A 25,398-nucleotide genomic window follows, 5' to 3' on the forward strand; every position below is an offset into this window, starting at 1 on the left:
CTGTGAGCTACTGTGAATTTTTTTACTTTGCTAAGAGTTTCTGAGACGACTGTTTTTATCTAAAAATATCTTAATTAAAAAGGATACATACTTGTGAACCCTACCTTTATCAATAGCGATGATATTCGCCACGATTTTTCTCTCGCCATGTCAGAGATGTACCAAAAAGAAGTGCCGTTATATGGTGACCTCATTGATTTGGTGAGCGAGGTAAATACTGAAGTATTAAATAAGCAGCCTGAAATTAGGCAGCAACTTGAGCACACTGGAGAGATTGATAGGCTAGGTATGGAGCGCCACGGTGCGATCAGATTAGGCACCGCCGCTGAGCTAAGCATGATGCGCAGGCTGTTTGCGGTGATGGGCATGTACCCCGTTGGTTACTATGATTTGGCGCCCGCTGGCGTGCCTGTGCACTCTACGGCGTTTCGAGCGATTGACACGCAGTCTTTAAATAAAAGTCCCTTTCGCGTTTTTACTTCTCTATTGCGCCTTGATTTGATAGATGATGAAGCATTAAAACAAGAAGCGATTGCTGCTTTGGATAAGCGCACTATCTTTACAGATAACGTTATTAATTTAATTAAGCGCTTTGAGGCGCAGGGCGGGTTGACGGCGGAAGACGCTAAGCAATTTGTTAAAGAAGCGTTAGAAACCTTTCGCTGGCATGATAATACGCCCGTCTCAAAAGTGCTTTATCAGCAACTATTAAGCCAACATGGACTTATCGCTGACGTCGTGGGTTTTAAAGGCCCGCACATCAATCATTTAACCCCTCGAACCTTAGATATCGATGCGGTACAAGCTGGTATGCAGGCAAAAGGTATTCCGCCAAAAGCCATTATAGAAGGACCACCGAGACGGAGATGTCCTATTTTATTGCGTCAGACAAGTTTTAAAGCGTTAGAAGAAGCGGTTAGCTTTAAAAATCCTAACGGCGGCTATGAAACGGGTCATCATACTGCGCGCTTTGGTGAGATTGAGCAGCGCGGCGTGGCTTTAACGTCCAAAGGTAGAGCGCTTTATGATCAACTGCTTAGCCAAGCTCGCCGCCAGTTAGCTGTGACGCCAAATGCCGATAACGCCTCAGAGTATTATCAGATTTTAGAAAGTGCATTTGCAGCGTTCCCTGATGATTATCAAACGCTGCATGATGAAGGTTTGGCGTATTTTTACTATCAAGCGGTCGATAGCGATACAGATAACGAGCCAACGCTAGATTCTATAGACGTAGAAAACGTAAATGACTCTTTATCAAAGCAAGTGGTTACTGATTTGCTTGAGCAAGGAATGATTCGCCTAGAACCTATCGTTTATGAGGATTTTTTACCTGTCAGTGCGGCGGGGATTTTTCAGTCCAATCTGCATGACGACAGCACAAACGACAATGAAAACGATAATGAAAACGGCGGCAAACAAAGTAAGGGTGAAGTTCATACTAATAAAGAAGCGTTTGAGAATGCTTTGGGCGCTCAGGTTTACGATGAGCTAGCGCTTTATCAAACGCTGCAAGCGCAAAGTCTCAAAGCGTGTTTGGCGAATCTAAATAATAAAGCTTTAAATGGTGTTATCTAAAACAGAGATAGATAATTGAAACTATTAATGAGCATTCCAAAAAGGAATGGCAGTACGAAATTAATTATTTTGCAACTTAGCTGGGTGCAAGTTAAGTTAATAAGTCTTCAAGGAAGTATAAATTAATAAAAGGGATGGACTATGATCAAGCAGTATATGGCCGCGATGGGCGTCGAAGAAGTGCAATATCAAAATGGTGATTTTGACGTCAATAGCCCGATTGATGGCTCGGTGATTGGCAGTATAACCTTGGACAGCGTTGATGAGGTCAATACCAAGATTGCCAATGCCAAAAAAGCTTTTAAAGAGTGGCGCGTGGTGCCGGCGCCAAGACGTGGCGAGCTGGTGCGCCTGCTCGGTGAAGTGCTGCGCGAGCATAAAGAAGACTTGGGTATGCTGGTGTCATATGAAGCGGGCAAGATCAAAGAAGAAGGCCTAGGCGAAGTGCAAGAAATGATTGATATTTGTGACTTTGCCGTCGGGGTGTCTCGTCAACTTTATGGTTTGACGATTGCGTCAGAGCGTCCAGGCCATCACATGCGTGAGACATGGCATCCGCTCGGTGTGATTGGTGTCATCTCAGCCTTTAACTTTCCCGTTGCGGTTTGGTCTTGGAATGCCGCACTGGCTATCGTCTGCGGTAACCCGGTGATTTGGAAACCATCAGAAAAAACCCCGCTTGTCGCTTTGGCCTGTCAGGCACTGTTTGAAAAAGCCTTGGCCAAATTTGGCGATGCGCCAGACCATCTATCGCAAGTCTTACTCGGTAAAACCGATGTCGGTAACGCCTTGGTTGAGCATAAAGATGTTGCTTTGGTCAGCGCCACCGGCAGTACGCGTATGGGCCGAGAAGTCGGGCCAAAAGTTGCCAACCGTTTTGGTAAATGCTTGCTTGAGCTTGGCGGCAACAACGCCATGATTTTGGCACCAAGTGCAGATTTAGACTTAGCGTTACGCGGCATTTTATTCTCCGCGGTTGGGACGGCGGGGCAGCGCTGTACGACATTGCGTCGTCTATTTGTGCATGAATCTATCAAAGACGACATCCTACCGCGCATCAAATCCGCTTATGAAACCGTCAGTATCGGTCATCCACTAGAAGGTAATCTTGTCGGTCCACTGATCGATGAAGACAGCTTTAATAATATGCAAGCGGCGTTAAAAAAGGCGCGAGAAGCGGGCGGCACGGTCACGGGCGGCGAGCGCGTCCTTGCAGACAAATATCCTAACGCCTATTACGTAACGCCTGCCATTGTCGAGTTTGACGAGCAAAACGATGTCGCCAGAAGCGAGACGTTCGCGCCCATTCTTTATGTCATGACCTACCAAGATTTTGATGAAGCGATTGAGATGCAAAACGATGTGCCACAAGGCCTATCATCATGCGTATTTACCAATGATTTGCGTGAGGCGGAGATTTTCCTCAGTGATCGTGGTAGTGATTGCGGTATTGCCAACGTTAATATCGGTACCAGTGGCGCTGAGATTGGCGGCGCGTTTGGCGGTGAAAAAGAAACTGGCGGTGGCCGTGAATCTGGCTCTGATGCGTGGAAAGTCTATATGCGCCGTCAGACCAATACCATCAATTACTCAAAAGAGTTGCCACTTGCCCAAGGCATTAGCTTTGGTTAATAAAAAGGTGAGTACAGACTTTTGCTAATTTGATGTATTTATAAATAAACTGCCAAGCGTACTTTATAGAAGCTTGGCAGGCTAAAAATGATAAGCAATCAAGGATTGGTTGCCACTCCCATCGACGACTACTAAGGAAGGTAGAACTATTATGATCGATGATAAAACACATAACCCCGATATAGACGGTTATGATCCATCGTCTAGCTTTTTACTTGATATCGCGCCGCTTGTATTGACTGCCATCATTCTGATGATACAGTTTTTCGTCTTCAAAGATTTCACCCCCCACATACCCTTAGCCTGCGGTATTTTAATCACCGGTTTGTTTATGAAACTGCGCGGCCGTAGTTGGCAAGGTATGGAAGAGCGGTTTTTAAAGGTTATTAAAATCGGCTTGCCAGCGATGATTATCCTGATGGGCGTCGGTATGCTCATCGGCTCATGGATTATCGCCGGAACCGTGCCGACCATTCTGTACTACGGCTTTAGTATTTTCTCGCCTTCCTCGTTTTTATTTTCCGTCTGTCTTATTTGCGCCATTATTTCTGTCGCTACGGGTACCTCGTGGGGCACGGTTGGTACGGTAGGTCTTGCGATGATGGGAATTGGCATGGGACTGGGTCTTCCCGCGCATCTAACAGGTGGGGCTATCGTCTCCGGTGCTTTTTTTGGCGACAAAATGTCACCGCTATCAGATACCACTAACTTAACCCCAGCCGCGGCGGGTGTAGACCTTTGGGATCATATCAAAGGTATGCTGCCGACGACCGTGCCCGCCATGATTACGGCGTTGGCGCTCTATGCTTGGATTGGTATGGGTTATGGTGACGATAGCATCGATTTGTCTTCTATTCATGCATTGCAGGATAACTTAGCGGCCAATTACAATTTAAGTGTCATCACCTTATTGCCAGCGTTAGTGGTTATTGTCGCCGCTGTGATGAAAATGCCAGCGATACCGACCGTATTAAGCGGGGTGCTGGTAGGCTCAGTGATTGCCGTCTTTATGCAAGGCGTGGGCGTGAGTGATGTTTTTAATGTTTTACAAAATGGCTTTGTCAGTGAGACGGGTTTTGAAGTGGTAGATCAATTGTTGTCAAAGGGCGGCGTCATGTCGATGACATGGGTCATTACCTTGACCATTTTTGCCCTTGCTTTTATCGGTTCACTTGAGCACTACGGTACGCTCAAAGCCATTATGGCCAAAATAGATAAAGCGGTGAAGTCGCGTATCGGTTTAATTCTTACCACCTACGCCAGTGTTCTTGGAGTTGGGACGTTAATCGGTGATGTGTATACGACGTTGGTATTGCCAGGACGTTTATTACAAGACAAATATAAAAACATGGGCTATAAGCGCACAACCTTGACGCGCTCTATCGAAGACACTGGTACGCTTTTGTCACCCCTTATCCCGTGGAATATGGGCGGTAGCTTTGTGGCAGCAACACTTGGGATAGCAACATTGACTTATGCACCTTTTGCTTTTGCGTGTTGGTTATCGCCTTTATTTGGACTGTTATGGGCGTTCCTTGATAAATTTATACCGCGCGAAGAGCCTGAAGTAAAAAAGGTCGACGTTGCTTTTTCTGTCAATGAAGCGCGCTAATAAAGGAAGATGATATGTTGCAAGAGCAGTGTTTATGGAACATGACCGCGCCTAATATTGATGCTTATAGCCAAATGAGTAGCGATACCCAAGCGGCGGTGTGCATCATTGGCGGCGGATATACCGGATTGTCAGCGGCGATTCATCTGGCTGAAAAAGGCGTCAAAGTTGTCTTGCTTGAAAGCCAAACCATCGGTAGTGGCGGCTCAGGAAAAAGCGTTGGGCTAGTCAACGCCGGAACGTGGGCGCGCCCTGATGACTTGAATATCAGTCTGGGTGAAGTGGCCGGTGAGCGTTTGACCCAAGCGCTTGGACAAGCACCAAGTTTGGTGTTTGATCTAATCAAACGCTATGATATCGACGCCCAAGCCACCCAAGCGGGCAACCTTCACATGGCGCATAATGCCAAAGGTGAAATCGATGTCGATATCAGATACGAGCAGCTGCGCCGCCGCGGTGCCAATGTTGAGGTATTGACTGGCAGCAAATGCCATGAATACTGCGGTACCACCAGTATTAATAAAGCTTTATTAGACCACCGCGCTGGTACCATCAATCCGCTGGCGTATGTCAGAGGGCTTGCCAAAGTTGCCACCAATCTTGGCGTGACGATTTACGAGCATTCTGGCGTTGAAGCACTAGAAAAGGTGGACGGTCATTGGTATGCAAGAACCGCCAAAGCGCGCGTCAAGTCTGAGCGCGTCATCATCGCTACCAATGCCTATAGCGAAGGCGAATGGACAGAAATTAAGAAAACTTTTTATCTGGTTTATTACTATCAAATCGCCTCTGAACCACTGAGCGGCGAGGCGGCAGAGCGCATTTTACCTTATAAAACAGGGGCATGGGATACCCGCTTGGCGCTATCGAGTTTCCGCCGTGATAATGACAATCGCCTATTATTGGGCACGGTTGGTGGGACGCAAATGAAACCAACATCCTTTTATCAAGCGTGGGCCAATGCGGTGCAAAAGAGCTATTATCCAGATCTGCCTGCCTTTAATTGGCAATATGAATGGTGCGGTAGCTTTGGTTTTACCCAAGATCATATCTTTCGCGTGATGGAGCCCGATGAAGGTTTGCTGACCGCGACGGCCTATAATGGTCGCGGTATTACTACCGGTACGCTCATGGGTAAATGCTTTGCTGAGTATATATTGACTGGTAATAGAGAGAGTATACCTATTCCCTTCAAGACCTTAGAAGAAGCGAAAATCCCTTTTGCAGGCATTAAATCTGGCTTTACGGAATTGGGACTGACTTTATACCATGCTGGCCAATGCCTTAAAATTATCAGATAACATGTTTATTTACATAGTGTGGTTATTTACTTGGTTAAAATTCGACTAAATATTTTATAAATATCATAGTCAATATGACCGTCGTTATAAGTCATACATTTAAGCTTATTGCTAAGAATATTTTAAAATTATAAACCGTGATAAAAGCTTTAATAAATGGCGGGTTGCTTGTTAGCTTTTTTAATGTCACATTTAGGGATTGTTAATAATAAAATTACAGGGCAGTTTAAGGAACATTATGCGAATTTTAGACATTCATACGGTAAAAAAACAGCTGACCATGTCGATGGCAATTGAGGCGATTGAGGAATTACTCAACGTGCAAGGCGAGCATCCGACTTGGGTCAAAACGCCTGAACGCCTTGTCATTCCAACTTTTGAGGAAAGCAGTACGAAGAGCTTAGGCAGCCATTTATCCATGCCGGCAGTGGTATTTGACGGTACTAATGAATATGCAATCGTCAAGCTGGTTACTATCTGCCCAGACAATCCTAAGCGCAATAAACCGACAACCATGGCCAATGTTACGGTCTCCGACAATGACACAGGAGAGATGTTGGCCTTTTTGGATGGGGTCTATATCACCCAAGTACGCACCGCAGCGCTGTCTGGTATCGCAACTAAATATTTAGCCAATCCCGATAGTCAGGTGGCAGCAGTGGTCGGTACGGGCGGTATGGCGTATGAACAGCTTAATGCTATTCTTACCGTACGTCCAAATATCAAGCAGGTGAATCTTTGGAACCGAACCAAGCAGACCGCGCATAAATTTCAGGAGAAATTTAAAAAAGACTACCCACAATGGGATGTTGATTTTACGGTTTGCGACGATATCGAAGCGGCGATTCAAGACGCCGATATTATCAATTTGGCAACGCGTGCGACGTCAGGCTTGTTCGAAGCGGCGCAGATAAAAGCCGACGCTCATATCAATGCCGTTGGCGCCTATCAAGCATCGATGAAGGAAGTGAGCAATTCGGTGATAGAAGCCAGCACGTCTGTCATTATCGATGACGCCGAGGGCGGCTTGCATGAAGCGGGCGATTTGATACAGGCTCATGAAGACGCTGATAGTACTTGGACGTGGGATAAGCTGACGGGAACGCTAAGTGATTTGGTCAATGAAAAAGTGCAAATTGACCTAAATGTCGATAAAGGTATCACGCTGTTTAAGTCGGTTGGCGCGGCAAGCTTTGATGCCGCCGTCGCTTTAAAGGTTGCTCAAAAGGTCAAAAAAGAAGATTTGGGCCAGTTTGTTGCGTTATAAAAGCTGTCTGCTATTAAGGTAACAGTTTTTAAGACAACGATTTTTAAGACAACGGTTTTATTTTGGTCTAACTGTCTTGAAGAGTATTGATATGCGCTATGACGTGATTGTAGTTGGGGCAGGCATCGTAGGAACCTCTATCGCGTGGCATCTGCAAAAAAACAACGCGCAGGTACTCTTACTTGATAAAAAGCCCCCAGGAGAAGAAACCTCCTATGGTAATGCGGGCATTATCACCAGAGAAGCGGTCAATACCAAACCTTTTCCGCGAAGTGTTAAAGAGATTTCTAGTGTATTGCCAAATAACCGTACCGATATTCGCTACCGTTGGTCGGCAATTTATGGTTCTCAGCGCCCTTTATTTCAGTACTGGCTACATTCCAGCCCAAAAAATATCGAAGTTATCGATAAAGAATGGGCGACGCTGATTAAGCATTGTACCAATGAGCACGAGCCGATGATTAAAGCGGCTGGCGCAGAAGCACTGGTCAGTAAAATAGGCTGGATTGAGCTTCATCGTAACTCTATTCATTTTGAAAAAGCCATTAATAAAGCCGTAAAGGCTGCGGAGCAAGGCGTAGAGTATCAAGTGCTATCGCTAGTAGCGCTGCAAGCCCTAGAGCCAAATCTAAATGTTACCGATTATATTGGCGGTATCCACTGGAAAAACTCGTGGCAAATAAACAATCCTAGCCGTTTGGTGAAAGCTTATGCAAAAAGCTTTGCAGCCATGGCGGGCGAGGTTAAGCAGTCAACCGTGACAGATATTATGCAAACGGCAGAAGGCTGGCAAGTTGTATGCGGCGATGATACCTACGTCTGTCAGCATGTCGTGATAGCGGCAGGGCCTTGGTCAGCTAAGCTTATCAAGCCACTGGGTTATAACATACCGATGTTCCCTATGCGTGGCTACCATCAGCATTTTAAGATCACGGCCAAAAACGCCCTTTCACATAGCTTGTTCGATATTGATAAAGGGTTTGTGATGGGGGCAATGGAGCAAGGTATCAGAGTTACCACGGGTGCTGAAATGGCAAATTTAGACGCGCCAAAAAAATTCGCCCAACTAGAAGCCGTGCTGACTCATGCAAGAAAGCTTGTGCCACTTGAAGATGCCGTGGAGGCTGAAGCATGGTGCGGGACACGGCCTTGTATGCCTGATATGAAGCCAGTGATTGGCCGTGCATCAAAACATACTAACTTGTGGTTTGCGTTTGGTCATGCTCATCAGGGGCTGACATTAGGGCCCGTCACAGGACGTCTTATCGAAGAGATGATCCATAATAAGCCATTATTTATCGATGCTAAGCCCTTTAGTAGTCATCGTTTTACTGCTAATCTTTAACCGTTTTCCGCAGCGACTTCCTCTCTTTCCTGCTTTTCCTATCTTTCTTTTTTGCAACATGATTTTTACTTTTGTTCCTACTGATTAATACGTGAGCTAGGGCGTTTTGCCGTAACGCTTAAAGCATATCGTTAGTACTATTGATAGTCAAACACCCACCCTGAAAAAATGGAAATGAGGTAATATTAAGCTTAGAAAAGAAGTGGAAATGTAAATAAAAAAGGGAGTTTAAACATGAAAGGAATCACACGCTTCTCAAACAGCTTAATGGAGAAATATTTACCTGATCCATTTTTGTTTGTCATTATCTTGACCTTGGTTATTTTTGTCATGGGCTTAGGTCTGACCGATTCCTCACCGATACAGATGGTGGCGTTTTGGGGCGAAGGGTTTTGGGCACTACTGGCATTTTCCATGCAAATGGTGTTGGTGCTGGTTACGGGTTATGTGTTGGCCAGTAGTCCGATATTTAAAAAAGGGCTCGGCAAACTGGCCAGCTTTGCAAAGTCGCCCAGTAGCGCGATTATATTGGTCACCTTGGTGTCCCTTGCCGCTAGCTGGATAAACTGGGGCTTTGGCTTGGTGATTGGCGCGTTATTCGCAAAAGAGTTGGCCAAACGTGTCGAAAATGTGGATTACCGTTTGCTTATTGCCAGTGCGTATTCTGGTTTTATCATTTGGCATGCGGGTTTCTCTGGCTCTATCCCATTATCCATTGCAACAGAAGGCCATCCATTCGTCGATAAGATTGGGGTGATTCCAACGAGTGCTACCATTTTTGCGAGCTATAACTTAATTATCGTCGCGGCATTGGTCATTATCGTGCCGTTATTAAACCGTCTGATGATGCCGAAAAAAGAAGATACGATTACGGTAGATCCAAAACTTCTTGTAGACCCTATCGTTGAGGCGCTTCCAGCAAAGTCAGAGATGACCCCAGCGGAGCGCTTAGAGAATAGTTGGATTTTATCCATGGTCATTGGCTTATTGGGTATTGCTTTTATCGTTTATTATTTTGTGCAGAACGGCTTTGCTTTAACGCTCGACTTGGTGAACTTCATGTTTTTATTCCTTGGGATAATATTCCACGGAACGCCGCGTAAGTATTTGATTGCCATACAAGAAGCGGTTAAAGGGGCGGGCGGTATTATCGTTCAATTCCCATTTTATGCGGGGATTATGGGTATGATGACGGCTTCTGGTTTAGCCGGAGTGATGTCAGAAGCGTTTGTTAACGTCTCGACAGTGGATACGCTTCCGCTTTTTGCTTTCTTAAGTGCAGGACTGGTTAACTTTTTCGTCCCCTCAGGTGGCGGACAATGGGCGGTGCAAGCACCAATTATGTTAGAGGCGGCGGAGATGCTCGGTAGTGATCCCGCCAAAGTTGCGATGGCGGTAGCGTGGGGTGACGCTTGGACAAATATGATTCAACCGTTTTGGGCGTTGCCTGCCTTGGCAATCGCTGGACTCAAAGCCAAGGATATCATGGGTTTTTGTGTCATTGTGCTGATTGTCAGCGGTGTTGTGATTGGGGTGGGGCTGTTGTTTTTATAAATAAGACTGTAGTTAACCGCCTTGCCTAGTTTATAGGTGAGGCTTTTTTTTGAAAAACCACAACGCCTCACGCAAAAAACAATATCGCCCCATGAAATGCGAACCCTAATGGGGTATCATAGCTATCCTAAAATTAAATGAATCGCTTAAAGCAGCATTGATAAAGCAGCATATCAATTCTCTTAACCAAATATTTATACTAGACCATTGATATAAGGCGTATCACGATGCAACAAAGACAGAATCCTATGGAACAAACGCCAAGCGCGGTAGAGCATCAACCGGTCTTTATGCCTAGAGTCAATAGTGATAATTTGGTCAAAACGGACATGGTAAGGTTTGAGCGCCATGTGGGGTTTGCCAGTAGACAAAAGAAAAAATCCATCAAAGATATGCATCAAGTCATTCGCAAAAAATATGGCTTTAACCATGTCTTAGAGCTGTCTAGCAAATCTGGCAATAAACTCAGTTTTCCGCTCAGTCCATTAAGCTTAAAAATTACCAATGAGCATGATGGTCAAGCCTATAGTGTCGAAAATGCTTTGCAAGCCAGTAAAGTATTCGAGCACGGTGGGCCGTATCTTGACTTACTGACCGTCGCACCAAGACAGGCCAAAAAAGACGAGCGTTTAACAACCTCTGGTGAGCTGATTGGCTATGATTATTTTGGCATGGAGTGGAGCCTTGAGCCATTGACTGCGTTTTATGATTGGCTGTATGTCAATGCGCTCAAGCAAAATCCTCAGCTGCATGAAGAGGTTATGCAGTATCAGGCCTTTACCGATCGTGAGTTTAATCCCAAAAAATCTATCCATTGTGCGGCCTATTCACTAGCGATGTTTGTCGCGCTCAATAAACGTGGGTTGCTTGATGGCGTTGAAGACCCGATTGTGTTTTATGATTTATACCATGACTTTAAAGTCAGTAATACGGCTAAACTTCTGGAAAATGGTTTGTTGTGATTGGTGTTTTTAATTAAGTTTTTGAACATAAAGACAGTTAAGTATAAAAAAAGCACCGAGCTTGCATGGCTTGGTGCTTTTTGTTTTAGCGTGGAGGTTTTATTTCTAATTCATAGCCAGTACTTACAGCAACTCTTTACGCAGCTGGGCAGGCGTTTTAGGCGATAACAAGCTAGGCGCGACATCGAGGACGGTTTTTGCGCCATTCTCTCCTGCTTGATTCATTTTATAAGCAGCGCGGGCATAAGCCACGAGCACGCTGGCGGTAAATTCAGGGTTGCTGCCAAGCTTTAACGAAAACTCTAACACCTGATTGTTTTGCGCATTATCCATACCGCTTACGCCACTGCGAATAACGAATCCACCATGCGGCATTTTTTGATGGTCACGCTCAAACGTCTGCTCGTCAATAAAGTGCACTGTGGTATCGTAGTCGGCAAAGTAATCCGGCATGGTGACGATGGTATCGCGTACGCTATCGCTATCGGCGCTATCAGCGAGCACGATATAGCATTCGCGGGTATGTTTCTCGCGGGTACTCAGGGTTGGCTGCTCACCATTGCGTACTTTTTCCATCGCAGATTCTGAGGGAATGGTATATTGCACGCCTGATTTGACGCCATCGACGCGGCGTACCGCATCTGAATGTCCTTGGCTTAAGCCTTTGCCCCAAAAGGTGTAGGTTTCGCCAACGGGTAAAATGGCTTCGCCGTATAAGCGGTTGATAGAAAATAAACCGGGATCCCAACCGACCGATAGCATGGCGACTTTATTGGCTTTTTTGGCAGGTGTATCAAGCGCGGCAAAGTACTCAGGGATTTTGGCGTGAGTATCAAAACTGTCAACGATATTAAACAAACCAGCGAGCGCTGGACCTTGCTCAGGCAAATCAGACTTAGAGCCACCACACAATATCAGCACGTCTATGTCGTCTTTATATTGGGCAATATCGTCCATCGCATACACGGGCACGCTGTCGTCAATCAGGGTGACGGAGGCAGGATCGCGGCGGCTGAATACACAAACCAGCTGCATGTCTGGGCTTTGCTTAATGGCGGCTTGGGCGCCGCGGCCAAGGTTGCCGTAACCGGCGATGGCGACTCTAATTATTGATGTCATTATGATTAGCCTTACGTTGATGAAGCGGACAGTCCGTTACTGCTAAAGTGATACGTAACAAGTAACAATGCTATGCAATTCATACTTACTGAGAAGTAAAGTATGCGCAGTAATCTGCCCTGTAATGAATAACTGATTGCTAGAAATGGCATCTATTTTAGAGGATTATTTTTACAAGTGATAGGGCGCGGTCATACTAAATTTCAGATGAGGTTAAGTATGGACTTTACATAATATGACTGCCTCAATGAGTCGCTAAGTTGTTTTCAGTGATGATAAATAGGTTTGGCTTCATCTCTCTTAAAATAGGTACTGAATTTCCTATATAATGTCAGCTATCTCGTTATTGATTATTCATTCAATTCAGTCTTTTTCTTAGTACAAAAAGCTTTTTATTAGGTGAAAATGGCACTTTATGTTTAATACTTCCTCGACTCGTTTAAATAAATATATTAGCGAAAGCGGTATTTGCTCTCGGCGCGACGCTGACCGTTTTATTGAACAAGGTAACGTGTACGTCAATGGCAAACGTGCTCAAGTAGGTGCGCAAGTGGTTGCTGGAGATACGGTAAAAGTTAACGGGCAACTCATTGAGCCACGAGAAGCAGACGATTTCATTTTTATTGCGTTGAACAAACCAGTCGGGATTGTGAGCACCACAGAAAGCTCTGAGAAAAACAATATCGTTGATTTTGTTGGACATAGCGACCGTATTTTCCCGATTGGGCGTCTGGATAAAGATTCTCAAGGTTTAATCTTTTTAACGAGCAATGGCGATTTGGTTAATAAGGTGTTGCGTGCGGGTAATAACCATGAAAAAGATTATGTGGTGACGGTCAATAAGCCGATAACGGATAGTTTTATTGAAGGTCTAGCAGGTGGCGTACCTATTTTGGGGAGAATGACGAAAAAGTGCCCGGTGACTAAGGTAGCGCCTACCGTGTTTAATATTACGCTAGTACAGGGATTAAACCGTCAAATTCGCCGTATGTGTGAGCATTTTGGCTATGAAGTCGTAAAGCTTGAACGCACACGGATTATGAATGTGAGTCTAAAGGGTATTCCCGTTGGAGACTGGCGAGATTTAACCCCAAAAGAGTTGTCCGTTTTACTGAAATCTATAGAAGATTCTTCTTCAGAAGACAATACTGCGGCTAAGAAATCGCGTAAGTCGCCACGAAAAAAACCGCGTACTGATACTTCATCAAAATCAAAAGAATTTTCAAAACCAGCGGGCGCAGCAAAGGGCAATGCTAAACACCCCAAAGATGGCGCTAGAAAACCAGCGGGTTCTAAAGGTAAGCGTCCTTTCGGGGATAACAAGAAGTCTGGCGGCAGTGGCAAACCTGCGGCCAATGGTAAACGTCCTTCAAAAGGTCGAGGTTCTTCGCGGTCCTCAAAACGATAGGCCAGTAGGTAATGACTTTTGATGCAGTAGAGCATTTAAGTTAGGTTAGTCACCAAACTCAGTAGTGATATAATGCCCCGATAATCGATATTTTATAAAGAGTTTACATTATGGCTCGTACCGCTAGCGCCTTACACATTTTAGTAAAAGACAAAGAACTGGCTGATGACATTATGGCCAAACTTAAAAAAGGTGCGCAGTTTGACGTGCTGGCTAAGAAACACTCAACCTGCCCATCAGGTAAAAAAGGCGGCAACTTAGGTGAGTTTAAAAAAGGTCAAATGGTACCAGCATTTGATAAAGTTTGCTTTAACGGCGAACTTTTCACCCCGCATTTAGTGAAAACTAAATTTGGCTGGCATGTGGTTAAGGTGCTTTATAGGACGTAAGCGTTAGGTATTTATTTACTCAATGCACGAGAGTTATATAAAAACGCCAGTCGCTTAAATAATAACGATAAGCTCATTACTCAAAAAAAGCACATTACCTCTAGATATTACTGAAAGTTTGGTAATAAAACGTCACAACATGGGCTATTGGCTGAATTTTTGATGATAGAAGGTGAAATTATTGCTCCGCAGCATTGGCAACTGACTTTAAGTAGGATAAAAGAGGTTAGGGACTTTAAGAAGAAGCATAAACTCGGTATTGCCATTAGGGTAGAGACTAACCAAAATTGCGATTGGAATTACCTAAGTTTGGTTCTACAGTTTCTTGAGCACAGCTCAGGTCGCTGTAAACCTTGTTTTATAGTCCTGATGGTATACAAGCTCATTCTTCAATATGCCCCAGAAACTCTCTATTGGCGCATTGTCAAAGCAATTACCTTTACCACTCATTGAGCCTTTAAAATGATGCTGCTTGATGATTTTGTGATAGGCATGACTGCAATACTGGCTGCCTCTGTCAGAATGCACAATCAGTGCTTGGCTGGGTCGTTTATTCTTAATTGCCATATTCAATGCATGACAGACTAAATCGGCGGTCATGCGCTTATTGATAGCGTAGCCAACCAGCTCTTTGGTGTAGAGATCTTTAACACCTGCTAGGTATAGCCAACCCTCAGCAGTCCAGATATAAGTAATGTCACTGACCCAAGACTCATTGGGGCGCTTAGCATCGAACTGCTGCTCCAGCATGTTTGGATAGACAAGCTTGTTATGATCGGAGTTGGTAGTGACTTTAAAATGTTTGTGACGACGGCATTTGATGCCATGCTCTTCTTTAACGCTTCTAATCATATATTGGCTGATAGCATACCCTTGCGCACTTAGGTAGGCATGTAGTCGATCAACACCATAACGTTCTTTAGTTTCACTGTGAGCCGCTTTAACTAATAGCTCACAGTAGTTACGGTGTATCTGCTGTTCACTAATCTCACGATTTATCCAGTCGTAGTAGCTTGATGGTTTTACGTTTAATACACGACACATGCAGGTAATACTAAAAAGGTGCTGGTTGTCTTTGATAAAGACGTACTTCATCAACTGTGCTTCGCGAAGTACGCCGTGGCCTTTTTTAGTATCTCTCGTTCCTCTTCAGCCACTTTAAGCTGCCGCTTGAGTTGCTTTATCTCCTGAATAGCTGCCATAAGATCAGGGTCATACTGCTCAGTTCCTAAAAGCTTGCCTTGATTGGCTTTGTTCTGCCAGTTTGATAAGGTTTGCATCGCTATGCCAAGCTGCTTTGCGGTAGCTGAAATGTTGCCATTATTGTCTGCTATCTTCTTAACGGCTTCTGCTTTAAATTCTGTGCTATAAGTTCTAGTTTTCTTGGTCATGGTAAACTCCTCATCAAGTCGTTAGTTTACCAAGTTTATCTCTACGGTTTCTTCAGCATAGCTCAGATTACCTTGTGAGTTGCAAAACACAAACTCTGACTTACCAAAGGTGCGTGCCTTCTGCTCTAGTAGGGCGTCATAGACCAACTGCGACATCGCAATATCACGTTGTGAGCCTAACGTCTTAGTCGGGCCCATCTCACCGTTTACTAATGCTCCTCGAGTACTGATCTCACGACGATCAAAGTTAATACAGTCCCACTTAAGCCCATCAATCTCACTGGTACGCATCCCGGTAAAGAAGCGAATGGTGTAGTAGGGCTTATAATCCGCACGGACATGCTTTAAAATCAGCCATACCTCACTCAATGTAAACGGGTTTACATCTGGACGAGCTTGCTTGAGATTCTTAATATTTTTATAAGGCATCTCAAAATCATGGCGATCTGATGCTTCTTCTAGTATCATACGAAGAAGTATCATGATCTGATTGACTCGTGCTACTGACAGACTTGACTGACCATCTTTACCGTAACGAACTTTGGCGAGAGAGCTACGGAAGGTCAGCAAGTCTGGTTTTTTTATGGCATGTACTGCTTTACCACCAAACTCAGGTAACAAGTACTTATCCAAGATAATCTGCGTCTTTTGCCGATAGCTCGGCCGCCATTCAATCTTCTTCTCTTCGTACCAAATCTCTGAAAACTGCCTAAAGGTTGGATTACGACTGATACAAGCTTCCGCTCTATCAGCCAGTGCCGTCATCTCTTTTAAACGCGTACTCTTCGGAAAGTAGGCGCCATAGTCAAAGATGCCTAGGGTTATTTTTGCATCTATCTCTTTTGCCACTAAAGTCAATTTTTTAACGTTTGCGGGAGTATCAGGGAAGATTGTTGTCTCACGGCAACGAATATTCATATATGTGAAATCTATGAATAGCTTGCCACGCCTTGCTCTTACTGATGCCATTGTTAATCTCCTTGTTTAAATAAAACTTACTGTAAAGCCATACCATTGATCGCACTCATAACAGGTTTGCACATATCCTCTTCGATACGCTCCCATACATATAAAATCTTCCGACCGCCAAAAGGACGAATGTAGTGAATATTTTCAATCAAGACAGTATCCTTAAGCTGGTTACGGATAGTACGAACATCGTATTTGATACGTTCAGCTAATTCTTGAGTAGTGAGATAAGTCTGTGACATAATAGTTCTCCATGTGAAATAAATTTACTATTAGTGAATGATTAGTTATCACTAATGAGTACATATTATCTATAAGTATTATCACTTGCAAGCACTTTTTTATCATTTTAGGGACTTTGTATATGATTAAGCTCAATTTACCTGTTTTATTTGCACAAAGAGGCATCCGTGTAGCTGATGCTGACAGGATGTCTAAACTAGGAAGGTCTACTTTGTATCGAATGTACAATAATGAAGTCACTAGAATAGACTTTGATTCATTAAATGAGCTTTGTAAGCTTTTAGATTGCACACCCGGCGATATTATCCTCTATGAAGAAGATGAAGTTTGTGAGGAAGAGAGTTCAAAAGAAAGTTAGAATGCTTACTAGGATGGTTGTTCGAAGTGTCTTGAAAATCATTAAGCTTAGCGCCGATACATATTTTACTCGGTCTAATTACTTTTAAATATTAGGTTGTAGTCATCACTGTTTAAGCGACAATTAATTTCGAATGTTATAAATATGAAATAGATTTCGGAAAATTTAGGCCTCTAAAAAACACGTTTTTTGCTGAATTGAGGTTGGGCTCAAAAATCAGCATAGTGCCAAATTCACTAGGTTAGGTGTCATGATGGTTTTTGAACCAAAAATAGCTAGGTTGTGGTCAGATACGTATACGCAGTTTTAGGGCAGGGCACGGTTTGGGCACCAAATGGGCACCGCTCTAAAAACGCCCCTTTTAGTTAGTTAGTTTTTCTTAATTATTACTAATATAGTTGGTGGTGTGTCAGAAAGTATGCTGAGAAGATGAAAGGAGGGTGACAGCCGAAGCAAGATGATATATTTGAGGTTATGAAGACACAAATAGATATCATATGCCCCGACTGTCACAGCTCCAGTTTTTCGATACATGGTATAAAAAGCTATGGCAAGCAGAATTACCAGTGCAAGGACTGCAAACGTCAATTCATTGGCGACCATGCTTTAACTTATCATGGCTGTCACTCTAAAATAGAAGACATCATACGGCTAATGACGGTTAGAGGTTGCGGCGTCAGAGACATAGCCGTTATAGCCTCTATTAGTATTGGTAAAGTCCTTAGCACCATAGGCTCATCGGTCTATAAGATTACACCTAAAAAGCGCTATTATGAACGCTTAGAGGTTGATGAGTTCTGGACTTACGTATATCGCAAGAAACGTAAATTCTGGCTCATCTACGCTTATGACCGTGCTACGGGTGAGATTGTTGCTTATGTTTGGGGCAAACGTGACCTGAAAACAGCTAAGAAGCTAAGAGCCCGTCTTAAACAACTGAAAGTCAGCTATGGTTCTATTAGCATGGATAACTGGGACAGCTTTATAACGGCTTTTAAGGCAGATAACAAACAAATCGGCAAGCAGCATACGGTAGGCATAGAAGGTAATAACTGTCGCCTTAGACACCGATTGCGACGAGCCGTTCGAAAGATCTGTTGCTTCTCAAAGAAGTTTGATAACCACTTTAAGGTGTTTGATTTGGTATTCTTCTATGTCAATTATGGCTATGTCTGATGTCAGCATACTTTTTAGAACACCACCAGATAGTTTTATTGAAAAACCGCTGTAACCTATGAAAATTAGACAAAAAAAAGCCTCACTGTTAAGTGAGGCTTTCTAAGTATTTGGAGCGGGAAAAGAGATTCGAACTCTCGACCCCAACCTTGGCAATGGTGTCGAACTATTTCACTAAAATGGATATAAACCTTAAGTATATGATATTAATTGATATAATAATAAGGTTATAACAAAAATAATGGAGATTTTAGGATAATTAAAAGATAGTTTTGATATTTTAGTCACAGCATAATTGCATATATTGATACCTAACTATTATTAATATAGTATAAAGCTACTCCTACCCTATCGTCAACATCATGACACAGTATTGGTAAAAAGCTCAGAGGTGATAAATGTCAAAGCAACAATCTGCCCGCCTTCATTCTTTTACCCCCAGTCATACTACTTTGACTGTTCACCCTAAGGCTTTATCGGCCTACAAAACTTGGCTTAAATATCGTCCTAAAACATCACCTATACACCTTACTGGTCTCGATAAATATCATAGACCACTTACCAGAATCATTTATTACGACAAAAATCATTATTTCTATTTTGATAATTTTGAGCGCATGTCAAATGTGTTCCAGTATGAAATGAATATAAGCCAACCCTTCGTCATTATTATAGGTAATGATCAGCAGGTTACTAAGGCGGCATGGGCTGAGGTATTGAAACTATGTTTTTATAAAAATGTCGACCACGTTTCCTTATGGGAGCACTTACAAGAGAATTGTTCCGCAACAACACTAAAAGAATTGATGGGCTGTGACAGTCTTTACAATGAGGACTATTGCAGCTTTGCAGGCATAAATATGGATCAGTATTCTTACGCGCAGAAATCTTTAAAGCAAAGTAAAGAAACGTTTGATTTGGCTCAGAATACGGATTGGATCGATGAATAGTGTGAAAGAATGGATCCCCAGGGTCTTAGAGGTCGAAGAGGTGCATCGTTTAATCGGGCTAATTGTGCCATACGATTCACCATTGTCAGTTCAAATACATATATTGGTATTTGATCTAATAAGGCTGTCACCAAACTACTTAATCAATACGGATGTTGAGAGTGCAGGTTCAAGTTTAAAGAAACTGACCGACGAGCAATGCATTGTCATCATAAAAGCAGTCAACTCTAATAAAAAAACTAAAGCTTGGTCTGTTCCTTTTATGTTAGCTATCTTTACTAACTATTATAGGCAAAAATCATTTACTGATAAAACTTGGCTCTTTATGAGCAAGTATCTCCAACTCATACTTTTAATAGCAGAGCGTGAGGATAAGCATTTCAATAAGATTAATGCGCTTGGTGTTCGTATAAGAATGGCGCTCACAAAGAACTCTTCTCAGACTGAAATTATCGATGAGCTTATACGTATACATGACTCATCTGCTAATGTTATTGAGAACTTTGCTGACATAAAAACCTATGAGCAAAATATGGATCATAGGGAGCAGACAGGCATAGTTAAAACCAAAAGTACAGCTACGAAAATAGGCAAAATAAGGCTTGCCTATGAAGTTATTATTGAAGATAAGGATTATATCGATAGAAACCGAAAATCTAATGCTCAGGCTGCCGTTTTAAAAAAACCGAGAGATGAGCAGGTTTTGCCTTTCGTTACTGAAAGCACGCGTCGAATTCGCTATCCTAAGTTGTCTTTAGATAATAACGTCGTCAAATCAGAAAACCTAGCGGATGATGATCCGCCGGCGTTGTTGGATAATCAATTTAACCCCACTAAGACAACTGCTAAATCATCACAGTTACAACAGTATCAAGTCAAAACCAACTACTTGCATAGTAAGCGTAATCGATTTATGTTTCCCAGTAACACTAGGTTATTAACATTATCAGATTATCAGTTAGTTTTTTTTAAACTCTGGGATATGTTGTCTAACGAAGCGCAACTTAATAGGCGGATTGCTACTATATTGTTGTTATCAATGTTAACCGGTAGATCAATTCAAACCGTAATTCATGAGGTAGCAAGCAATAAAAGCCAAAGACAGTTTTTGGTGGAAGAGGAGAGCGGTATAGCCATGATTCGAAACCGTATTAACGTGACAGTTAACCAGCGTGATGCAATAAAGCAAGTGGTCAAAAGCGATAGCAATCATTTTAGTTTGGCGCTACCAGAAACGTTGCAAGGTATATTACAGTTTAAGTTTGCAGTAGAGCCTAACGAAGTCAACCAAACTCTTAAACTACTTAAAGAAGATTTATCTTTACCTTTATTATCAAGTCAACATATAGAATCAGCGCTAGCCTTTATTATTACTCATCAAATCGGTGAGCCACTACACTCAGACATTCTTACAGGTGTGGAAGTGGAGCATTCATCACCACTTTACTATACCAGCATCAAAACCTCATCTTTATTGCATACTTACCAAATCGCAATCAATATGCTTAGTGCTCGATGCTTTAAAGATTTTAGGAGTAACTTATACTCTAAAGTCGGTGATTCGCAAAAGTCTTCCATTTATTCAAATCCAAAACATCATCAAATGTGGCAAACGCATAAGTATACATATTTTTCCAATGTATCATCTGTTGCTAGTAATGAAAATAAAATCTTTGTCGGTAGTAATATGGCATTGACTGATAAGGTTTGTGGTAAATTTTTCGCTCTGCTTGCCGATAATGTACAAGGTGATAGTCGACAATTAAACCGGGGCAAAAACGATCGAGAGGATGAATATATCAAGCAGTTTAATGCTTATAGCCTATGGCTATGGCATGTTATTCAAATCCAGACCGGTATAAGACCCGTTAATGATGTACCTGGATTTTTAAATCAGTTCAACTTTAGCCATGACATGTATTGGGTGTCAGATAAATCTATACGCCAAGGTAAGGATTATGGTCGCCTCATTCCTATTAGCCATTTTTTGAAAACGGCATTGAAAAATTATATTAGCTATATCAAACATTTTGCTAGTGAGCATAATCCTTTGTATCCAGAACACAGGCTTGAAATTGATAAGATTCTGCAATCAGAAATCTCTCTTTTACAAATTTTTAGCTTTAACCCGAAAAAATTTATGCCTATCACACCAAGACGTATTAGAAGCGCTGTAGGCAATGCGCTTCCTCATCAAGATAATTGGCTGCGACATCAACTACGCTCCATGCTGACCAACGAAGTCGACGAGTTATACATCTGTGCCTTATTCGGCCATGAACATGCGGATCAAGAGATATTCCATCCGATGTCCTCTGTATCTATAAATCAATATAGGGAGGAGCTATTGCCCCAGTTAGATCGTGTGGTACAAAAGCTTGATCTTAAGCAAGTTGAGGTCAGACGTTATGGCTGAGCCAATAGAGTTATTTTCACACGAGCGCAGAGCCGCTAATTTACAGCATCAGAAGTTACTCTTAGTCAGGAAAGCTGAAGTTATCGTTACTGACTATTTATATAAATATCAGCCCTTCAATGATTCTGATATGGCAGAACATTACCGTATTATCGATAATGAGTTATCGATAAAGTTTACTACATTCACTCAATACCGCTGTGCAAGGCAAGGGTTTCTACAAGCAGTTAGGAATTACAATAAAATTAACAACTGCTCGTTAGATGAGCCAGTCGTTCCTATTGTGGCTGAACGAGATAAGCTCACCATTAGCTATGGGTGGTTCGTTGAAGGTTCAAAGGTTTCGACTGCTTGGGAGAAGATGCAGTTATCTTGGCAAAACAAGCGTAATTTTAGTGCCAATGACTACGTAGCTTACTTTTTATATAGCAGTATTATATTCGGCGGCCTAAATGATTTATCTGCATTAAAGGCATTATATCAGTGGGTCTTTAGCGATCGAAAACTATATCTTGTGAACCTAAAAAAACAGGCTGAAGATAATAAGAAGTTAGATACTGATAAAATTCTGCTCGTGATCCCTTTAGAGATCAGAGATGACAAATATGGTTGCAGAGTTTATGACAACGATGATTCATTGACTCGCTATGCTTCTTATGTTCCTGATGACCTAAGTCTTATGTTTCTATACGCTTTGGGTGATACTAGTATAAATAAGCGTAAAATACAGCAGTTTGAGACGATTATCAAAGGATTGAATAATAAGTTTGAACTTACTTGCCGAGATCCAAAAAAAATCCATTTATCACATCTTATCAAATACGCTAATTTTCATTGGCGGCAGTGGCCTGGTAGTGCTATCGATAGTGCTGGCAGTTTAATCATGCAAGGACAACTTAAAAGTACGTCACTACCTACTGACCAACTACTTAGTTATAACCAAGAAATCATCCAAAGTACTCAACCAGCTATTACTTGGCAACAGCTGTTTATTCAAAGCACATCATCGAACGATACCTCTAAGCCCAGTAAAAGCTATCCCGCTTTTAGCAAGAATATCATTCAGCTCATTCAAGAGGCATTGAAAGGCACTCGATTATCTGCCAAAGATACTATTAACAACATAAGAGATGAGTTTCCTCAGCCTAACGCCATACGTCTGCTAGGCTGGGTACTATTTTTACTAGAAGGCAATCAAACCAACTTAAACTCAGTCAGTAAATATGTAGGTTGTATTGGACGTGAATGGCTTATGTTGACCATGGATGAAGAATTAGAGGAATGGGGTACCAATGATTATGAAGAAATATATGAGCAAATTATCTTAAGTAAAGTCAAAGATGCTCGTAAAAAAGATGTTTTGCAGAAAGACCCGATCGATGATAGAGATGACATTGAACTTGATGATGATGATATCAAGAATGGTAAAGATGATTATTTAGATGATCCAGTAGCTGATTTAGAGCAGGCGCTAGACCAAAATATCGACTCAAAAGATGAAGGCAAACAATCCACTAGCTTAGATGAGCTGAAAAACACTCAGTCTTATACCTATGGGCGTCTGCGCGCTTTTCATCGATACCAGATGCAGTATTTCGAAGCTCCTGATGTAGTTTTTGCATGGGGAGAAAACAAGCAGGTTGTCAAAGCGAGTATGGTATCCCCTCGAGTATATAACGCCATGCATAGCGGACTACAAGTATCTGAATTAAACAAGAGTCAAACGCTGTTATGTCAGACGATATTAATTTTAGCGTATCGTACTGGCATGCGTATTAATGAGCTTGCAGGTATAAAGCTTAAAAATATAAAAAATCTTTCGGATGTTAGCATTGTACTTACGCCAAACCCTTATCTACGTCTTAAAAGTAGTAGTGCTAAAAGAAGAGTTTTATTAGCGGCGCTTTTAAAGAAAGATGAATTAAAAATATTGACGTCGTTTATTGCTCAGCAAAAAAGAATGGGGGCGTCCTATTTATTTTCACAAGGAGCTAGTAGGCAGCCACTACCGACGTATTTTTTTAGCAATTTGATGAGAATACTATGGGATGGCGTGCTTGGGCAAGACAATCACAATTATACTTTTCATAGCCTTAGACATACGGCAATCAGTCATCTGGCATTGGCTATCAATCAGTCTGCATTAGCGGAGGTGATGACCGACTATACCCAACAGGAATGCCAAAGTATTGCTGACAGCTTGGCAGGCTATCATCAAATCCAGGGTGCTTGGTTTGGGCTAGCAAGTTTTGTAGGTCATCTGACTTGTGATACAACTTTTGAGCATTACATCCATACCGCACATTTATTAGCAGGATGGCAATTAAGCAACGCAAAAATCGAAATACCTTTTACGGTACTACAGAATATCACTGGTATAGACTATCAAACAATTAATTATCACGATAAAACTGCCTATGATAAATCTACTAAAGCGGTAGCGTTGAAGAAATTAAGACCTTATTTTGCAAAAAAGCTAAAAGCACATCACAATCCTTTATTTACAGCACCCGATGTGAGCACCAAACTTATCCAGCAGAGTGCTGAAGGTGAGAGGATACAGCACTCTGTTTTTATTGAAGCAAGGTACGATGCTGTTATTAGCTTTCTAAGAGAGATAGATAGACTCAGACCTGAGCTGCGTGAAAAAGAGTTGGAAAATATAGCGATAAAACACGGTATCCATTTACTCAATGCACGAGAGCTATACAAAAACGCGAGTGGCTTAAATAATAACGATAAGCTCATCACTCAAGTCAAAGGTCAAGCTGCCCAAGCTATTATTACCACGGCATTGGATAACGCTTATAACCTGTCCGTACAGAAACCTGATCAATTACGAGAGTTTGTCAGTATCTATAAGCAAAAGCACATTACCTCTCGGTCTTACTTAAAGTTTGGTATTAAAAAATCTCAACATGAGCTATTGGCTGAATTTTTGAAGATAGGGTGTCAAATTATTGCTCCTCACCATTGGCAACTCACTTCTAGTAGCGCAAAAGAGGTTAGAGATTTTAAGAAGAGGCATAAAATCGATAGTACCATTAGGGTAGAAGCCAACCAAAAATGTGTAGGCTTTGAAGTTAGAGTTGTCAGAAAATTAAAAAGCTCTTCTGATAATGCAAAGGTTTACGAGTCTTCGGGCGTTTTGAAGTTTTTGGGAGAGGTGTTGGTGATAATGCTTGAACAAGATAGTGAAAAGTGAGGCTGATAGAATAGTTTTTGTTGTCGGGCTACGTAATTAAAGAGAGTTTCCCAAACTTTGTGTAACTGCTTATAATCCACTAACCGGAGAATAAGCAATGACTACTCAATAAAAAAAGTATTTGGTATGTAGTTGGCTGTCGCAATGGACAAACGCGGACATTTTGCTTTACCTAAATAGCTAACCTGCAAATTAGTACTAAGACCTTTGCATGTTCTGAAGAGATCAAAGAGAAAATCCTTGGTACGGACAGTTTATTCTTTGGCAATCAAATCAGTAAAATCGTCCTACAAATCGATGAGAAAGTTGCCGGATATTTTGAACGTCGTGATCTACTACCCAATCAGGAGCTGGTACGAAAGCTTGATAATGGAGACTTACTTCTGATATGTAAAGATGTACACCCAAGAGAAGTTGTCCCTATCGTTCAATATGGTATACCACATATTCGTGTTATTAGTCCGAGTGGAATTCAGGAGCAAATGACAAAAGTCTTAAGGAATTACTTATATAATTGAAATTTTTA

The 25,398-nt window shown here is 42.2% G+C and carries 19 protein-coding genes and 1 pseudogene; 16 read left to right on the forward strand and 4 right to left on the reverse strand.

Annotated features, from left to right (window positions below; all coding sequences use genetic code 11):
- Positions 1 to 147: 147 nt before the first annotated feature.
- The 8 genes from hglS to ACPEGP_RS01615 all read left to right on the forward strand — a co-directional run bounded on the left by hglS (position 148) and on the right by ACPEGP_RS01615 (position 11,248).
- Entirely contained in the window at positions 148 to 1,575 is a 1,428-nt protein-coding gene (hglS, locus tag ACPEGP_RS01580) for a 2-oxoadipate dioxygenase/decarboxylase HglS (protein ID WP_423814226.1), read from the forward strand.
- 141 nt (positions 1,576 to 1,716) lie between these two features.
- Positions 1,717 to 3,207 (forward strand): aldehyde dehydrogenase family protein, encoded by a 1,491-nt coding sequence (locus ACPEGP_RS01585; protein ID WP_423813727.1) that lies wholly within the window; start codon positions 1,717 to 1,719, stop codon positions 3,205 to 3,207.
- Positions 3,208 to 3,358: 151 nt separating this feature from the next.
- Complete coding sequence (nhaC, locus tag ACPEGP_RS01590; RefSeq protein WP_423813728.1) at positions 3,359 to 4,819, forward strand: Na+/H+ antiporter NhaC; 1,461 nt, start codon at positions 3,359 to 3,361, stop codon at positions 4,817 to 4,819.
- Positions 4,820 to 4,833: 14 nt separating this feature from the next.
- On the forward strand, positions 4,834 to 6,120 hold the full coding sequence (locus ACPEGP_RS01595; protein WP_423813729.1) for an NAD(P)/FAD-dependent oxidoreductase: 1,287 nt from the start codon (positions 4,834 to 4,836) through the stop codon (positions 6,118 to 6,120).
- A 238-nt stretch (positions 6,121 to 6,358) separates the two neighbouring features.
- Positions 6,359 to 7,387 (forward strand): ornithine cyclodeaminase family protein, encoded by a 1,029-nt coding sequence (locus ACPEGP_RS01600; RefSeq protein ID WP_423813730.1) that lies wholly within the window; start codon positions 6,359 to 6,361, stop codon positions 7,385 to 7,387.
- Positions 7,388 to 7,478: 91 nt separating this feature from the next.
- On the forward strand, positions 7,479 to 8,732 hold the full coding sequence (locus tag ACPEGP_RS01605; protein ID WP_423813731.1) for an NAD(P)/FAD-dependent oxidoreductase: 1,254 nt from the start codon (positions 7,479 to 7,481) through the stop codon (positions 8,730 to 8,732).
- A 234-nt stretch (positions 8,733 to 8,966) separates the two neighbouring features.
- Complete coding sequence (locus ACPEGP_RS01610; RefSeq protein ID WP_423813732.1) at positions 8,967 to 10,286, forward strand: short-chain fatty acid transporter; 1,320 nt, start codon at positions 8,967 to 8,969, stop codon at positions 10,284 to 10,286.
- Between the two features lie 248 nt (positions 10,287 to 10,534).
- Positions 10,535 to 11,248, forward strand: coding sequence for a DarT1-associated NADAR antitoxin family protein (locus tag ACPEGP_RS01615; RefSeq protein WP_423814227.1), 714 nt, complete (start codon positions 10,535 to 10,537; stop codon positions 11,246 to 11,248).
- Positions 11,249 to 11,371: 123 nt separating this feature from the next.
- On the opposite strand, the gene ACPEGP_RS01620 is transcribed toward ACPEGP_RS01615, so the two are convergent.
- Positions 11,372 to 12,367 (reverse strand): diaminopimelate dehydrogenase, encoded by a 996-nt coding sequence (locus tag ACPEGP_RS01620; RefSeq protein ID WP_423813733.1) that lies wholly within the window; start codon positions 12,365 to 12,367, stop codon positions 11,372 to 11,374.
- A gap of 415 nt (positions 12,368 to 12,782) precedes the next feature.
- Here ACPEGP_RS01620 and rluF point away from each other — a divergent pair, with 415 nt between their 5' ends.
- A complete protein-coding gene (gene rluF, locus ACPEGP_RS01625; RefSeq protein WP_423813734.1) occupies positions 12,783 to 13,775 on the forward strand; it encodes a 23S rRNA pseudouridine(2604) synthase RluF in 993 nt (330 codons plus the stop codon).
- Positions 13,776 to 13,885: 110 nt separating this feature from the next.
- On the forward strand, positions 13,886 to 14,164 hold the full coding sequence (gene ppiC / locus ACPEGP_RS01630) for a peptidylprolyl isomerase PpiC (RefSeq protein ID WP_193031961.1): 279 nt from the start codon (positions 13,886 to 13,888) through the stop codon (positions 14,162 to 14,164).
- A 342-nt stretch (positions 14,165 to 14,506) separates the two neighbouring features.
- Here the strand turns inward: ppiC and ACPEGP_RS01635 are convergent.
- The 3 genes and pseudogenes from ACPEGP_RS01635 to ACPEGP_RS01645 form a co-directional block, all read right to left on the reverse strand.
- Positions 14,507 to 15,555, reverse strand: a pseudogene (locus tag ACPEGP_RS01635) (IS3 family transposase); the annotation flags it as partial.
- A gap of 21 nt (positions 15,556 to 15,576) precedes the next feature.
- Positions 15,577 to 16,524, reverse strand: a complete 948-nt coding sequence (locus ACPEGP_RS01640; RefSeq protein WP_423813735.1) for an Arm DNA-binding domain-containing protein — start codon at positions 16,522 to 16,524, stop codon at positions 15,577 to 15,579.
- A 26-nt stretch (positions 16,525 to 16,550) separates the two neighbouring features.
- On the reverse strand, positions 16,551 to 16,766 hold the full coding sequence (locus tag ACPEGP_RS01645) for a hypothetical protein (RefSeq protein ID WP_423813736.1): 216 nt from the start codon (positions 16,764 to 16,766) through the stop codon (positions 16,551 to 16,553).
- A 122-nt stretch (positions 16,767 to 16,888) separates the two neighbouring features.
- Between ACPEGP_RS01645 and ACPEGP_RS01650 the strand changes: the two genes are divergently transcribed.
- From ACPEGP_RS01650 to ACPEGP_RS01675, 6 genes are all read left to right on the forward strand, one after another.
- Positions 16,889 to 17,125 (forward strand): helix-turn-helix domain-containing protein, encoded by a 237-nt coding sequence (locus ACPEGP_RS01650; RefSeq protein ID WP_281490000.1) that lies wholly within the window; start codon positions 16,889 to 16,891, stop codon positions 17,123 to 17,125.
- A gap of 474 nt (positions 17,126 to 17,599) precedes the next feature.
- Positions 17,600 to 18,301 (forward strand): IS1 family transposase, encoded by a 702-nt coding sequence (locus ACPEGP_RS01655; protein WP_423813737.1) that lies wholly within the window; start codon positions 17,600 to 17,602, stop codon positions 18,299 to 18,301.
- 398 nt (positions 18,302 to 18,699) lie between these two features.
- Positions 18,700 to 19,251 (forward strand): hypothetical protein, encoded by a 552-nt coding sequence (locus tag ACPEGP_RS01660; protein ID WP_423813738.1) that lies wholly within the window; start codon positions 18,700 to 18,702, stop codon positions 19,249 to 19,251.
- A complete protein-coding gene (locus ACPEGP_RS01665) occupies positions 19,244 to 21,667 on the forward strand; it encodes a hypothetical protein (protein ID WP_423813739.1) in 2,424 nt (807 codons plus the stop codon). The genes ACPEGP_RS01660 and ACPEGP_RS01665 overlap by 8 nt, the downstream gene beginning before the upstream one ends.
- Complete coding sequence (locus ACPEGP_RS01670; protein WP_423813740.1) at positions 21,660 to 24,872, forward strand: tyrosine-type recombinase/integrase; 3,213 nt, start codon at positions 21,660 to 21,662, stop codon at positions 24,870 to 24,872. The genes ACPEGP_RS01665 and ACPEGP_RS01670 overlap by 8 nt, the downstream gene beginning before the upstream one ends.
- Positions 24,873 to 25,063: 191 nt before the next feature.
- On the forward strand, positions 25,064 to 25,390 hold the full coding sequence (locus ACPEGP_RS01675) for a WYL domain-containing protein (protein WP_423814228.1): 327 nt from the start codon (positions 25,064 to 25,066) through the stop codon (positions 25,388 to 25,390).
- The last annotated feature ends 8 nt before the right edge of the window (positions 25,391 to 25,398 follow it).

The organism is Psychrobacter sp. 219-2-C (assembly GCF_049560815.1).
GTDB lineage: Bacteria > Pseudomonadota > Gammaproteobacteria > Pseudomonadales > Moraxellaceae > Psychrobacter > Psychrobacter faecalis.

Bases quoted from the DNA above. Each gene is read 5' to 3' on its own strand.
- rluF (WP_423813734.1), top strand. From the start codon at position 12,783: ATGTTTAATACTTCCTCGACTCGTTTAAATAAATATATTAGCGAAAGC.
- ACPEGP_RS01620 (WP_423813733.1), bottom strand. From the start codon at position 12,367: ATGACATCAATAATTAGAGTCGCCATCGCCGGTTACGGCAACCTTGGC.
- nhaC (WP_423813728.1), top strand. From the start codon at position 3,359: ATGATCGATGATAAAACACATAACCCCGATATAGACGGTTATGATCCA.
- ACPEGP_RS01585 (WP_423813727.1), top strand. From the start codon at position 1,717: ATGATCAAGCAGTATATGGCCGCGATGGGCGTCGAAGAAGTGCAATAT.
- ACPEGP_RS01655 (WP_423813737.1), top strand. From the start codon at position 17,600: ATGAAGACACAAATAGATATCATATGCCCCGACTGTCACAGCTCCAGT.
- ACPEGP_RS01595 (WP_423813729.1), top strand. From the start codon at position 4,834: ATGTTGCAAGAGCAGTGTTTATGGAACATGACCGCGCCTAATATTGAT.
- ACPEGP_RS01605 (WP_423813731.1), top strand. From the start codon at position 7,479: ATGCGCTATGACGTGATTGTAGTTGGGGCAGGCATCGTAGGAACCTCT.
- hglS (WP_423814226.1), top strand. From the start codon at position 148: ATGTCAGAGATGTACCAAAAAGAAGTGCCGTTATATGGTGACCTCATT.
- ACPEGP_RS01640 (WP_423813735.1), bottom strand. From the start codon at position 16,524: ATGGCATCAGTAAGAGCAAGGCGTGGCAAGCTATTCATAGATTTCACA.
- ACPEGP_RS01610 (WP_423813732.1), top strand. From the start codon at position 8,967: ATGAAAGGAATCACACGCTTCTCAAACAGCTTAATGGAGAAATATTTA.
- ACPEGP_RS01670 (WP_423813740.1), top strand. From the start codon at position 21,660: ATGGCTGAGCCAATAGAGTTATTTTCACACGAGCGCAGAGCCGCTAAT.
- ACPEGP_RS01645 (WP_423813736.1), bottom strand. From the start codon at position 16,766: ATGTCACAGACTTATCTCACTACTCAAGAATTAGCTGAACGTATCAAA.
- ppiC (WP_193031961.1), top strand. From the start codon at position 13,886: ATGGCTCGTACCGCTAGCGCCTTACACATTTTAGTAAAAGACAAAGAA.
- ACPEGP_RS01665 (WP_423813739.1), top strand. From the start codon at position 19,244: ATGAATAGTGTGAAAGAATGGATCCCCAGGGTCTTAGAGGTCGAAGAG.
- ACPEGP_RS01600 (WP_423813730.1), top strand. From the start codon at position 6,359: ATGCGAATTTTAGACATTCATACGGTAAAAAAACAGCTGACCATGTCG.
- ACPEGP_RS01650 (WP_281490000.1), top strand. From the start codon at position 16,889: ATGATTAAGCTCAATTTACCTGTTTTATTTGCACAAAGAGGCATCCGT.
- ACPEGP_RS01615 (WP_423814227.1), top strand. From the start codon at position 10,535: ATGGAACAAACGCCAAGCGCGGTAGAGCATCAACCGGTCTTTATGCCT.
- ACPEGP_RS01660 (WP_423813738.1), top strand. From the start codon at position 18,700: ATGTCAAAGCAACAATCTGCCCGCCTTCATTCTTTTACCCCCAGTCAT.